Source organism: Streptomyces lacaronensis, assembly GCF_047337785.1.
Taxonomy (GTDB): domain Bacteria; phylum Actinomycetota; class Actinomycetes; order Streptomycetales; family Streptomycetaceae; genus Streptomyces; species Streptomyces lycopersici.
This window is the reverse complement of the sequence record NZ_JBLHDK010000003.1, coordinates 9822756-9835625: the sequence shown is the minus strand read 5'-3', so window position 1 is coordinate 9835625 and position 12870 is coordinate 9822756. Positions and strand designations below refer to the sequence as shown.

Below are 12870 nucleotides of genomic sequence, written 5' to 3'. Positions count from 1 at the left end.
GGATGGGTGATAGGAACCGAATCCCGGAGCCTTGTAAAGCCGACCGCGATGAGTCGGCGTCCCGCAAACGCAGCTCCCGAGAAGGGAGGGACACCGTGGCGCGCCTCAGGATTCTCGTCGTGGGCGCAGGCTTCGCGGGCGTCGCCTGCGTAGGCCGTCTGGAGCGCCGGCTGGCTCCCGGCGACGCGGACATCGCGCTCGTCACACCGGTCTCCTACCAGCTGTATCTGCCGCTGCTGCCGCAGGTCGCGGCGGGCGTGCTCACTCCGCAGTCGGTGGCGCTCTCGCTGCGCCGCGGAAGGTACCGAACCAGGATCATCCCGGGCCTCGCCATCGGCGTGGATGCCCGAGCGAAGGTCTGCGTCGTCCGCCGGATCACCGGGGAACTGACGAACGAGCGCTACGACTACATCGTGCTCGCGCCCGGCAGCGTGACCCGCACCTTCGACATCCCCGGCCTGAAGGAACACGCGCGCGGCATGAAAACGCTCGCCGAGGCCGCGTACCTGAGGGACCACGTCATCGCCCAGCTCGACCTGGCCGATGCCGCTGTCGACGAGCGGGAGAAGGTCTCCCGGCTGCAGTTCGTTGTCGTCGGAGGCGGCTACGCGGGCACTGAGACGGCGGCCTGCCTGCAGCGGCTCACCACCCACGCGGTGCGGCGCTACCCACGGCTCGATCCAAACCTGATCAGGTGGCACCTGATTGACATCGCGCCGAAACTCATGCCCGAGCTGGGCGACAAGCTCGGCCGCAGCGCGATGGAGGTGCTTCAGCGGCGCGGGGTGGATATCTCGCTCGGCGTGTCCGTCGCCGAGGCGAGGCCGGACCAGGTCACCTTCACCGACGGCCGGGTCGTCCCCTCCCGGACCTTGATCTGGACCGCGGGAGTGGTCGCCAGCCCGCTGGTGGGAACGCTGGGGGCCGAGACGGTACATGGACGGCTCGCCGTCACCGCGCAGATGACGCTGCCCGGCTTCGACGGCGTCTTCGCGCTGGGCGACGGCGCCGCCGTACCCGACCTGGAGGGAGGCGACGGCGCGGTCTGCCCGCCCACTGCGCAGCACGCCCACCGGCAGGCCAGGACAGTGGCGGACAACGTCATCGCCGCGCTCCGCGGCGAGCCCCTTCGGTCCTACCGGCACAGGGACCTCGGTCTGGTGGTCGACCTGGGCGGCAGGGACGCGGTCGCCAAGCCGGTGGGCATCGAGCTGCACGGGATGCCCGCGCAGGCGGTGGCCCGGGGATACCACGTGGGGGCGATGCGCACCAATGTCGCCAAGGCGCGGGCGCTGACGAACTGGATACTGAACGCAGTCGCGGGCGACGACTTCGTACGGATCGGGTTCCTCGCTGAGGAACAGCCGTCGCTGCGGCACTTCGAACACACCGACGCCTACATGACACCGCAGCAGGTGCGGGAGCACACCGCCTCACTCAACGCCGACCAGGGCTAACGCCGCCGACCCGGCATGTCGTGGGCGTCACGTGTGGCGGCTACGGCTCTTCGTCCCCGGTCGACGGGCGCCGTAACTTATGCCACATCCGGGGTTACGTGATGGCGCATCCGGGGGCAGTGGCGTTCCCAGCGAGGGCTTTGAGGTTCTTCGGCCACGTCAGGGTGGAGGCTGCCCAGGTGAACCCGGCACCGAAGCAGGCCATGAGGACTCGGTTTCCTGCTACCAGTTGCCCTTGGGCCGCGGCGTGTGTGAGCAGCAGGGGGATGGAAGCCGCGGAGGTGTTGGCGACGTGGCTGATGTTGGATGGCACACGATCCGATGGGATGCCCAGGGCGTTGGCCACCGCTGCGCCGATACGCGCGTTGGCTTGGTGGACGATGAGCCGGTCGATGTCTTCGGGGCCCCACCCGGTGGCCGAGGTCGCGTCCTTTGCCACCTGGCTCATACGGCGCACCGCGTGGCGAAATACTTCATTGCCCCGCATGTGGACGTACCGGCCACTGTCATTGACTGTCGGTCCCGGTGAGGGATGACGCGAGCCCCCGTCCGGGATGCAGAGAGCCTCGGTGTGTGCTCCGTCGCTCCCCCATGCGACCGGTCCCAGTGCCCCCGCGTCCTCTGCCCGGCCCGCCGTCAGAACGACTGCTCCCGCGCCATCGCCGAAGATCGGTGCCGTGGTTCTGTCGGTGGGGTTGGTGATGGCCGACATTGTTTCCGCACCGATGACCAGGACGGTTTGGGCGGTGGCGGAGTGGATGAGTCCCGCGGCGACCGTGGTTGCGTAGAGGAAACCGGAACAGCCGGCGCCGACGTCGAAGGCCGGGACGCAGGGCAGGCCGAGGCGGTGGGCCACCACCGGCGCGGTACTGGGCACAGGGTGATCGGGTGTCGCGGTGGCCAGCACCACGGCGTCGACGTGGGCCACCTCCGCGGACTTCATCGCAAGAGATCCGGCCTCTACGGCCATGTCGCTGGTGGCTGTGTCACGGTCGGCCATACGTCGTGTGGCAATGCCGATACGCGTTCGGATCCACTCGTCCGAGGTGTCCAGGGTGAGGGCGAGGTCGGCATTGGTGATGACACGGGATGGAAGCCAGGACCCCAGCCCAATCAGCCGCGCCGCCACACGTGACGATGGGCTGTCGCGCCGAGTGGGTGCGGCGTTGGGTCCGTCATACGTCATCGGTGTGTCCTCTCGGTCCTTTCACGGCCGGCTCGGGGTCGTCCCCGAGCCCTTGTCATTGCGTTCCGCATGACGGGGCCGGGGCGCGGCTGGGGGTGGTCGTCCAGGCTCGTTGTGCCGAGGCCGTCAGACGCTGACGGATGGTGGACGCCCGCCGGCGCTCAGCGGACGTGCGCGGCGGCGCGCTGGGCAACGAAATCCACGAGTGCGGCGACGGTGGGCCTTTGCGCGAGTTCACGTTCGGCGATGACGAGGCCGAGGCGGTCCTCGAGTGTCATGGAGAGCACGGTGATGGCCATCGAGTCGATGCCCGCCTGGGCCTGTGTCGCCTCCGGAGTGATCGGCGTCGGGGGCAGGGCGGCCTGATCGACGAGGATGTTCCTGATGTAGGGGAAGTCGATGGCGACGGGGGGTCCGCCGTCCGCCCCGGTGGGCGAGGCCGGGACTTCTCCCTTGCCGGGTGCCGTCGGTTGTTCGGGAGGGACGTGGGTTTGCGCGCCGCTCGGCTGGGTGGAGAGCTCTCGTACTGCCTCTTCGAACAGGGACGGGAGTTGGTGCAGGCCGGGGGCTGCCGCGTCGGTGATGAAACAGACGCTGGTGGTGCCGTTGTAGCTACAGGCGACGATGGATGCGGGCTGGTTACGCGGGAGCCAGTTGAACGGCTGGATACGGGTGACGGGATCGTCCCGGTAGACCAGCGGCCGGTGGAGGGCAACGTAAGAGGTGCTGATGGCTGCCCTGTCCGGGGTGGTGAGCCGGGTGGCCAAGAAGTGAAAGATCCGCGCTGGCGTGCGATCCATCAGCACGCGCATCGCGGCTCGCCGTGAAGGGTCTTTGACGGCTTTGGTGGCGGCGATGACGTGTTTGAGGCGGATGTCGACTGCCGGCTCGTGGCAGGGCAGAGGTGCGGGTGCGAACGTGAACAGATTGCCGGGTCGGTCTCGCTCCGCCGGTCGGCGCAGATTGACCATCGTGATGGCCGGCAGCGGTTTACCGGCACCCCGTGGCCAGTGTTCGGAGCACCAGGTGCGCAAGGCTCCGCTCAGGGCGGTGAGGAAGGCGTCGTTGGTGTCACCGCCGTGGGGGATGGCTGCGGTGCGCAGCTGCTGGGTGGGTACGTGTGACCAACTGGTGATGCGCTTGCCCGTGAGGGGATGCGCGGGGTCGTTCCAGATGCCGCCCGCGGCGCAGGCGGCCAGTGTGTCGCGCATGGCGCCGAGGTAGCTGAGGGCTTCGGGGCGCGGTTCGGGTTCGGATTCGGATTCGGCGGTAAGTGAAGGGGCTGCGCCGAACAGGGTCTGAAGGGTGTTGAGGAGGCCCATGCCGTCCTGGGTGCTGTGGTGTGCGCGACAGCAGATGGCGTAGCGGCCGGGTGAGTAGCCGGTGATCAGCGACACGTCCCACAGCGGGCCATGGGTGGGCAGCGGGTGGGTCACGAGTTCCTGAAGGACCGCGTCGAGAGTTTCGTCCCCGGGCAGGATGGCGCGTTCCATGACGCGTGTGTTCAGGTCGGGAGCAGGGTCGTGCTGCCATCGGGCCTTGAGCCCCGAGCCGTGGAGGTAATGCGTGAGACGGGGCAAACGGTGCAGGTTCACCTGAAGGTGGCCGAGGAGTTCCTTGAGAGGTGGGGGCGTGCCTTCGAGGTGCAGCACGACTCCGACGGTCTGAGCGATCGAGGGATGGACTTGTGCCATGTGGTGCATGGTCAGATCTACCGGGGTGGGGCGTGAAGACACGGTCTTCTCCAAGCAGGCGCGGGGCAGGAGGGAAGGCTTCGGCAGGCCGGATCAACCGGGACGCCCGCTCATTCCGGGGCGACAGGGAAGATCCGCGGCGGTCGTCGGCCTGAGCCGCCCGCGGTGGAAGAGCAACATCATGAGGTCCTTCCGAGTGCGATGGACTGCGGTGCTGCCCTGGAACGGCAAGCTCCTCAAGGAGTGACGCGGCGGGTGAGGTGTGCCCACGAGAGGAGGAGGAAGGCGTCGGAGAGCATGGGAACGTGGTACGGGAGCGGCCTGGGCCCGACCATGTCAGGCGGCGCATCGATCCTGCCGTCGGAATGCTGCTGCGAGAGCAGATACTCCGCGGCCCGGACGGCGGGAAGATGGTCGGGCAGACCGGCTGCCACGATCAGTCCGTAGGCGGTGCTGATGACGTCGCTCGGTATGCCGTCCTCCTTGCCCCAGCCGCCGTCCTCGTTCTGGATCGAGCGCACCAGCCGGACGATTCGTTCACGCACAACCGGGGCCCTGCCCGCGGTGAAGGGCCTGGTAGCCAGATGGGCGCGGAAGAGCGTGTGAAGCCGGCTGTCGCTCCAGCCCGGGGGGAAGGAACCGTCGGGCTTCTGACTACCGGCAAGGAACGTCATGGCCTCGCCGATGACGCGCTGGTACCGGGAGCCCTGCGTCGCCAGAACGTTGATCACTGCGGCGGTCATGCACGCTTCTGAAGGAGTACCGGCGTAGGTGGGGAACCCGCCGTCCCCTCCACGCACGGAGAGCAGGGCCTTGATACCGCGCTGGACCGGGTTGCGGAAGACGTGCGGATCCGCTTCGTGCAGGAATTCCAGGGCCACCGTGGTGCAATCGGTATCGGCCAGCCGGGCACGATCCGTATAGGACCAGCCCCCGCTCGGATGCTGCAGCCGCAGCACGTGCTGAGCGATCCGCTCAAGGGAGCCACGCGGGGCACCGGCGGTACGCAGAGCAAGGCCGGCAGTGACGGCGGTCCACGTGTCGGTGTCCGTGACGAACGGGATACCGCCGTCGTCTCGCTGATGCAGCAGCGCGGTTCGGATGCCGTCCCTCACGGTGGTGACGTTGCCCGGCACACGAGACAGCGCGTGCAGGACAAGAAGGTGGATGAGCACGTTGCCCTCCCACACCTCACCGGGACGCTGCGTGGACAGCAACAGGGCTACGTCTTCGCTGCCGATCATGTCCGACCGGGCCGCTGCGTCGGCGAGGACCACCTTGGCCGCAGTGACCTGCATCGACGCCCACGGATGGAGACCGTGGGGTGGGAACAGCTCACATCCATCAGGGAGAGGTTCGGAACCCAGCATGACGAGAATCGCCTGGAACACCAGGCGCTTTCGCGGCCCGGTGAACCGCGGTGCCCGCGCCGCGAAATCATCAGCAGCCCGATGGGCTGATGCGACCTGCGTCCGCTTCCTCAAAACGATCGCGGTGAATGCCTCATCCCACGAACTGCCATGACGGTGCGGCTGACGCAGGTAGCGCACGACCCGGCTGCGCGCTGATCGAAGCTCGCAGGACCGTCCGGTCCGGTCCAAAAGGGCCAGAAGTAAGGCGGATTCGAGTACTCGGCTCTCGCAGGGGTCGCGCAGGGCACCGTCCAGCCCGATGCGCCGCAGCAGGCAATCCGTCAGACGAGCCCGGGCGGCACCGAGACCGGGTGGGAACAGCCTGGCCGGCCAGTCGGGCAGGACGTACCCGGCTTCAGGAGGTCTCATGTGATGTCCGTCGTCCCTCTTCAGCTCCGGGCTGGGATGACACAGCGTGCGGTGGAAGCCATTGGGCGTCGAACCGCCCGGTTCGGCCGAGCCAGTACAACGAAGCATTCACCACGTCGCAGATGGCTGCGGTGTAGGCGGCTACGGAAACGTGTGCCGACGAGGGCACGCCTCGCCCGTCCGAAAGCTTCAAGGCGAGGCTGCGGAAGTCCTTCAGCCTGGCGTCTCGCATGCTCACGACCTCCGTACGCGACTCGGCGAAGGAGCATCCCCGCTCACGTTCCAGCACTGTCAGCAGGTTGTTCTGCCCCTGGCTGCGGTCAGCCTCGGCGGAGGCCAGGTCGTTGGTCCAGCCGACGACATCGGCGGCGGCGCACCGGAACGCCCACAGACGCGCTCCTTCAGCACGCTGCTCGAGCAGTTCAGGTGAATCAGGCAGAGAGGCCGCAGCCGTGCACTCCACGATGTCCGTCATCGGAAGGACCGTGATGGTCCGCCGGCGCAGTGCCACGTAACTATCCAGGGGCAGCTGATGACGCCGCTCGCGGTGGACGGCTTCCTCGCACGTGGCCCGGCTGAAGTCGGTGTAGTCGGCGATGAACCGATCACGCCACCGTGGCGACATCCGCGGAGCTGTACGTCGCCACAGGTCGGCCAACGCCACCTCGGGACCTGTGCTGTCCGGCTGCGGTTCCTCCCCGGCGAGTACGCCGAGCAAGCGCTGCAGGACGGACTCGGCGCGCGAAGTCGGCGTTCCCCGCAGGTCACGATCGAAGTAGTCGTCGACCAGGCAGATGAACGCGGACCACTGCGCTGTCAACGCCACATCCGGCTCGTCCGCTGTCGGCACCATCCGCTCTGCGAGCACATCCAGCCCCATGGCAGCCAGTCGCCGCTGTTCCGAGGCGCTGCCCGCAAGACCTACCTGTTGCGCCCAGCGCAGGAGCCGCCTCGCACAGCTCGGTCGGCTACCTTCAGGGGGCTCGGGGCACGAAGGACCGCCGCTCACGCCTGGTCCCCCTAGTCCGGCATCGACGACGCGTCAACGCGTCCGGCGATCGTGGCCAAGGGAGAGCCGACCGGCACCGTTTCCGAACCGAACGCCTTCATGAACGCGGCGGCGCCTCCGGCGGCCGCGAACTCCTGCGCCGCGGCGGCAGGCAGACACCACCTGACCTGGTCCCCGACGGGAGCCTGAACGTCCGCGGCTACGGCAATGGACACAGCTGCGGTCGAAGACCACACGCAGACCACGGCCGCGATGGACACAGCACGATGGCGCATGAAAAGTCCTTCCTCGACGAACCAGCATCATGGCGTGTTGCCTTCTCCCCACATCGGCCCTATATGACTGCTACATGAAGAAACCACCCATGGGAGTGCACCGGGGCCGTGAGTTCGAGCCCCCCAATACCTGAGCGAAGACCGCGTGGAGTACCCCGCACCGCCCTCCTGCTCCGGCACCGCGACCTGCTCCGCCGCCGCGACCTGCTCCGCCGCCGCCACGCGAAGGCCTCCCGTCCCAAACGCCGCGGCCGACCACGCACCGTCTGCTCCACACGGGTCCTGGTTCCGCGCCTCGTACAGGAGAGGTCGGCGGCGACGCCGGCGGAGTAGTCGAGCAGGAAAACGCGTCGTCTGACGGATGCCAGGCCGTCCTGGCATCCTCAGACGATCACGCCGCTCCGAGCCGCGATACTTGTGCCGCGTCGAGAAGGTGACGCAGGCGAAGGCCGTCCGGGGCGACAGCGGTGATCAGTGCGGCCGGGCCGGCGAGCGGTGTCAGCACGCCCTGGCCGTCTTCCGGGGTGCCACCGAGCAGGTGGACTTCGGGGGGCGTCTGCTCGAAGGCCGGGTCGACGATGAGGAGTTGCCCGGTCGCGCGGCTGTCGGCGAGGACCGCTGGGCCGTCCCAGGCGGGCCCACCTGGTCCGTACTCGGCCTGCTGGTCCAGCAGAGTGCGCCCGCCGCGTCGCACGGTGAGACGAGTCGCTACATGGCCCGGCGGTTCTCCGGTGCGCCCGAGGACCTGTTCTTCGCGCAGTACGAACCTCGCGGTGGGGGCGAGGTCGATGGTCCAGGTCTGCCGCAGATCACTGCCGGTCGCGCAGATCAGCGGCTTGGGCAGCCAGCGGAGCTGTGCGTGTTCTCCCACGGTGAGCCGCACGTCGTAGGTGGCGTGCTCGGGCGTTGGGCCCCGCAGGGCGAGGGTCGCGGCGGCGGAGGTGATATGCAGCACGGCGCCTTGCTGGGCGGTGGCTTCGATGCGCAGCCGGTCGCCGCCGAGGGGGGCACTCATCGCGCCGACGACACAAACCCGCGCCTCGGTCCCTCGTGAGCGCAGGCGCCGCAGTTCGAAAGGCCCGTCGCCGTCGAGGACGGGCACGGTGGTGGTACCGCCTCTGGTGGCTGCCGAGATGCGAGCGGTAGCCCGTACGCCCGTGGCACCCCGTTCGGCGGCAGCCCTCGTTGGTGGGGTTGCGAGGGTCATGCGGGGGCCTCGGTCCAATCGGTGAGGCGTTCGCGGACCCAGTCGGCGACCGGTTTGATGCCGCCCTCGCTCTTGAGGGAGGTGAAGGCGACAGGGAGGTGGCCACGCTGGGCCCTGGCGTCGCGGGCCATGCCCTCGAGGTCGGAGCCGACGTGGGGGGCGAGGTCGGTCTTGTTGATGACGAGGAGGTCGGCGGTGGTAACGCCCGGGCCGCCCTTGCGCGGGATGTCGTCTCCGCCGGCCACGTCGATGACAAAGATCTGTCCGTCGACCAGCCCCTTGGAGAACGTGGCGGTGAGGTTGTCGCCGCCGGACTCCACCAGGACCAGGTCGAGAGAGCCGACCTCGTCCTCCAGGCCCTCGACGGCCTCGAGGTTGGCGGAGATGTCGTCGCGGATCGCGGTGTGCGGGCAGGCACCGGTTTCGACGGCCTTGATGCGTTCGGGCGGGAGGACGGCTTCGCGGAGCAGGAAGTCGGCGTCCTCGCGGGTGTAGATGTCGTTGGTGACCACGGCGATGGACAGCTCGTCGCACAGGGCCCGGCACAGGGCGGCGACGGTGGCGGTCTTGCCCGAGCCGACTGGCCCGCCCAGGCCGATGCGCAGGGCGCGTCGGATACCGTCGGGGCGCTTCGGGCCGGGGGCGCCGTAGGTGTGCCTGTGGGGGAACTGCTCGTCGAGATCGTGATCGACATGCATGCGTAACTCCTGTCGTTCGTGGCCTCGTGGTATGGCTGGTCAGGAGGCGAACAGGCGTACCGCCCAGGCGGCGTGCTGCTGCGCGGTGATGTCGAGCAGCGGCGCGGAGGCGGCGGGCAGCGCGTCCATCCCCTCCTCGGGGATGCGTTGGGCTGCTGCGGCGGCTGCGGCTGCGGTCTGGTCGAGCTCGGGGGCCAGGCGAGCGAGGACAGCGGTGGCGTCGAACGGGTCCAGGCTCAGCAGCCGGACGGCCGCCGTGGCCGGCCCGCTGACCGCTTCGTACCCAGCCGCATACGCCGCGTCCAGCGGGGCCAGCCCGGCCGACCGGGCGGCCAGACCCAAGACCACCGGCTGGTGGGCGCCCTGTGGCCGGTGCGCGGCCAGTTGGTCCAGCTCAGCCGACGTCCAAGTGGCGCGGGCCGCCCGCATCATCTGCCGCCCGAGTTTGCGGGCGGTGATCCGGAGGGCCTGCACCGGGGTGCGGGCGTCGGCGGCCTCGTCCAGCTCCAGCGGGTCGTGGCCGGCGGCGGCCGCGGCGGCCAGTGCCGCCGCGACCAGGCCCACGGTGTGCAGCCGCCCCCGGCAGAAGTCCTCCAGCGAGTCCGGATCCTTGATGCGACCCGCGGCCACAGCCGGTTCGGCTCCGCCGGAGTGCGCGTGCCCTCCGGCGGGGAACCGGCCGTCGGCCAGGACGAGCAGCGCGGCGCGATTCATCTTTCGCAGATCACCTTTCATTCCGCTTCTTCATGGTTCGCTTCTGTGTCACCGTGTGGTGCCTCTTTCGGAAGCTCAGAAGAGGAAGTAGCGCTGCGCCATGGGCAGTTCGGAAACGTAGGCGCGGTCGACGATCCGCCCTTCGACAAATGTCGTCACATCTGTCACCTTCGCGCCGCCCACGATGACCTCGTAGGTGTCAGGGTCGATCACGACATCGGGGGTGGCGTTGTTCTCCTTCATGTCGGCCTTTTTGACCTGGCGCGTGTCCTTGATGGCCTTGAACTGCTTGTTCAACGCCCGTCGTTCCGGGCGGCCACTGTCGTCTGCCTGCTTGGTTGCGGCAGCAGTGGTCTTCTTGGTGCCGACGTGATCGGCCTGTCGGGCGGCGAACCTGTCGATGGCCCGTTGCGTGACGAAGTTGTAGGAGATGGTGCCCGGTGCCAGGCCCGTGGCTCCCCACATCGGGCGCGGCAGAACCGGCTGCGGGGTGGGAATGGAGGCGTTGGCGTCGCCCACCTGCCCGTACGCGATCTGTCCGCCCTTGATGACCATGTGGGGTTTGACTCCGAAGAACTTCGGCTCCCACAGCACCAGGTCGGCCAGCTTGCCGGTCTCCACCGACCCGACGACAGCGTCGATGCCCTGGGCGAGCGCCGGGTTGATGGTGTACTTCGCGACGTACCGGCGGGCGCGCCTGTTGTCGGCCAGAGGCGCCTCAGCCTCCGGCGTCTTGTCCACCGGCTTCTCCACCGGCTTCTTGTTCTTCGCCTTCTCCTCCGGCAGGTCCCCCTCCAGGAAACCGCGGCGTACCTTCATGACGTGCGCGGTCTGCCAGGTGCGCATAATCATCTCGCCGATGCGGCCCATGGCCTGAGCGTCCGAGGACATGATCGAGATGGCACCGAGGTCGTGCAGGATGTCCTCGGCGGCCATCGTGGAGGGCCGGATCCGGGAGTCCGCGAAGGCCAGGTCCTCCTCCACCTTCGGGTTGAGATGATGGCAGACCATCACCATGTCGAAGTGTTCCTTGACCGTGTTGACGGTCAGCGGCCGAGTGGGATTGGTGGACGCGGGCAGCACATTCGGCTCGCTCACCATCTTGATCATGTCAGGGGCGTGGCCACCGCCGGCGCCCTCGACATGGAAGACGTGGATGGAACGCTTCTTGATGGCGTCCATGGTGTCCTGGACGAAACCGGCCTCGTTCAGCGAGTCAGCGTGGAGCGCGAGCTGGACGCCGGTCTGCTCGCAGACGTCCAGGCACTTACCGATGACGGCGGGGGTGGCACCCCAGTCCTCGTGAACCTTGAACCCGATGACACCGGCGTCCACCTGGCCGAGCATGGACTCCTCCGACATCGTGGCGCCCTTGCCGAGCAGCCCGATGTTGACCGGGAAGGCGTCCAGCGCCTCAAACGTACGGTCGACGTGCCAGGACCCGGGGGTGACGGTGGTGGCCGTGCTGCCCTCTGCCGGACCCGTGCCGCCGCCGATGAGAGTGGTGACGCCCGCGGCCAGCGCCTCATCGACCTGGTCGGGGCAGATGAAGTGGACGTGCGTGTCGATCCCGCCGGCGGTGAGGATCCTGCCCTTGCCCGCGATGACCTCCGTATCCGGACCGATGGCGAAGTCGGTGGGCGTCGGACCGATGCCGTTGTGGCTGACCCCGTTCTCGTGCAGACGGTTCATGGTCTCGGGGTTGTACGCCTTGCCGAGCGCGACGATGTCGCCGTTACGGATGGCGACATCGGCCTTGACGACGCCCCAGTGATCCAGCACGACAGCGCCGGTGATGACGGTGTCGGGCGGCAGGACGCGGCTCTCGGCGGCCTTGCTGTTCTTGTCCCCGCCCGGGTCACGCGCCGCGATGGACTGCCCCATCGATTCACGGATCACCTTGCCGCCGCCGAAGACCATCTCGTTGCCGCTGCGTCCGGGTCCGCCCGACCAGTCGTCCTCGATCTTGATCCGCAGTGCCGTGTCGGCGAGGCGGATACGGTCGCGCGTCGTCGGGCCGAACCGGTCCGCGTAGGCGGCGCGGGTCAGGGGGTCGAAAGGCTTCGGCTCTTCGTGGCAGCAGGAACAGTCGGGGCACTGAGCCATGGACTTCACACCTGCTTCTTGTCGAACGAACCCGTGGTGTTGTCGAGCGAGCCGTCGATCTTCTCGGGCAGGCCCTTGACCTTTCCGCGCAAACCGTGGACCACACGCTCACCCTCGATGGGCACCAGCTCGACCTCTTCGGTGATGCCGGGCTCGAACCGTACGGAGCTGCCGGCGGGGACGTTCAGACGCTTGCCCCACGCCTGCTGGCGAGTGAACTCCAGCCCGTCGTTGGCCTCGGCGAAGTGGTAGTGGGAACCGATCTGGATGGGGCGGTCGGTCGGGTTCGTGACCGTCAGCTTCGTGACCTCCTTCTCCTGTCGGTTGCGCTCGTTGAAGACCACGACCTCGTCTCCCTCACGGGGGGAGAAGTCGACCTTTCCCGGACAGACGATTGGCTCTTCGTCCTTGCCCACTCCAGGAAAGGGATCGTGGATGGTGACCAGCTTCGTGCCGTCGGGGAACGTGGCCTCCACCTGTACGTTCTCGATCATCTCCGGGACGCCCTCCATGACCTCCTCCCGGGTGAGCAGCTTCCGCCCGGAAGACATGAGGTCGGCGACGGTCCTGCCGTCCCGGGCACCCTCATACACATGCGCGGTCAACAGCGCCACTGACTCGGGGTAGTTGAGCAACACCCCCCGGGCTCGCCGCTTCTCGGCGACATCCGCCGCCACGTGGATCATCAGGCGTTCTTGTTCATGTGGAGTCAGATGCATAGGCCCGCCCTGTGCTCGCCCTGC

General features: G+C 68.2%; 10 protein-coding genes. 1 reads left to right on the top strand and 9 read right to left on the bottom strand.

The features are described 5' to 3' along the window. The first annotated feature begins 95 nt into the window (after positions 1-95). A complete protein-coding gene (locus tag ACMTAK_RS42860; protein ID WP_413811129.1) occupies positions 96-1457 on the top strand; it encodes an NAD(P)/FAD-dependent oxidoreductase in 1362 nt (453 codons plus the stop codon). Between the two features lie 94 nt (positions 1458-1551). On the opposite strand, the gene ACMTAK_RS42855 is transcribed toward ACMTAK_RS42860, so the two are convergent. The 9 genes from ACMTAK_RS42855 to ACMTAK_RS42815 form a co-directional block, all read right to left on the bottom strand. Then, positions 1552-2586, bottom strand: a complete 1035-nt coding sequence (locus ACMTAK_RS42855; RefSeq protein ID WP_413811128.1) for a beta-ketoacyl-ACP synthase III — start codon at positions 2584-2586, stop codon at positions 1552-1554. Positions 2587-2804: 218 nt separating this feature from the next. After that, entirely contained in the window at positions 2805-4391 is a 1587-nt protein-coding gene (locus ACMTAK_RS42850) for a wax ester/triacylglycerol synthase domain-containing protein (RefSeq protein ID WP_413811127.1), read from the bottom strand. Between the two features lie 182 nt (positions 4392-4573). Continuing rightward, positions 4574-6118 carry a prenyltransferase/squalene oxidase repeat-containing protein gene (locus ACMTAK_RS42845; protein WP_413811126.1) on the bottom strand — a complete coding sequence of 515 codons (1545 nt, stop codon included), beginning with the start codon at positions 6116-6118 and terminating at the stop codon, positions 4574-4576. Continuing rightward, a complete protein-coding gene (locus ACMTAK_RS42840) occupies positions 6105-7127 on the bottom strand; it encodes a terpene synthase family protein (protein WP_413811125.1) in 1023 nt (340 codons plus the stop codon). Before ACMTAK_RS42840 ends, ACMTAK_RS42845 begins: the two co-directional genes overlap by 14 nt. A 666-nt stretch (positions 7128-7793) precedes the next feature. Next, the gene (locus ACMTAK_RS42835; protein WP_413811124.1) at positions 7794-8609 is read right to left on the bottom strand and encodes an urease accessory protein UreD; all 816 of its coding nucleotides are present in this window, start codon (positions 8607-8609) and stop codon (positions 7794-7796) included. Then, positions 8606-9307 carry an urease accessory protein UreG gene (gene ureG / locus ACMTAK_RS42830; RefSeq protein ID WP_413811123.1) on the bottom strand — a complete coding sequence of 234 codons (702 nt, stop codon included), beginning with the start codon at positions 9305-9307 and terminating at the stop codon, positions 8606-8608. The genes ACMTAK_RS42835 and ureG overlap by 4 nt, the downstream gene beginning before the upstream one ends. Before the next feature lie 39 nt (positions 9308-9346). Next, a complete protein-coding gene (locus ACMTAK_RS42825) occupies positions 9347-10021 on the bottom strand; it encodes an urease accessory protein UreF (protein WP_413811122.1) in 675 nt (224 codons plus the stop codon). Between the two features lie 75 nt (positions 10022-10096). After that, the gene (gene ureC / locus ACMTAK_RS42820; RefSeq protein WP_413811121.1) at positions 10097-12127 is read right to left on the bottom strand and encodes an urease subunit alpha; all 2031 of its coding nucleotides are present in this window, start codon (positions 12125-12127) and stop codon (positions 10097-10099) included. Between the two features lie 5 nt (positions 12128-12132). Continuing rightward, the gene (locus tag ACMTAK_RS42815) at positions 12133-12846 is read right to left on the bottom strand and encodes an urease subunit gamma (protein WP_413811120.1); all 714 of its coding nucleotides are present in this window, start codon (positions 12844-12846) and stop codon (positions 12133-12135) included. Between the last annotated feature and the right edge of the window lie 24 nt (positions 12847-12870).

What these genes read in the sequence shown, in the direction of transcription:
- ACMTAK_RS42825 (WP_413811122.1), bottom strand. Translation starts at nt 10,021, where the DNA reads ATGAATCGCGCCGCGCTGCTCGTCCTGGCCGACGGCCGGTTCCCCGCC.
- ACMTAK_RS42835 (WP_413811124.1), bottom strand. Translation starts at nt 8,609, where the DNA reads ATGACCCTCGCAACCCCACCAACGAGGGCTGCCGCCGAACGGGGTGCC.
- ureG (WP_413811123.1), bottom strand. Translation starts at nt 9,307, where the DNA reads ATGCATGTCGATCACGATCTCGACGAGCAGTTCCCCCACAGGCACACC.
- ACMTAK_RS42845 (WP_413811126.1), bottom strand. Translation starts at nt 6,118, where the DNA reads ATGAGACCTCCTGAAGCCGGGTACGTCCTGCCCGACTGGCCGGCCAGG.
- ACMTAK_RS42815 (WP_413811120.1), bottom strand. Translation starts at nt 12,846, where the DNA reads ATGCATCTGACTCCACATGAACAAGAACGCCTGATGATCCACGTGGCG.
- ureC (WP_413811121.1), bottom strand. Translation starts at nt 12,127, where the DNA reads ATGGCTCAGTGCCCCGACTGTTCCTGCTGCCACGAAGAGCCGAAGCCT.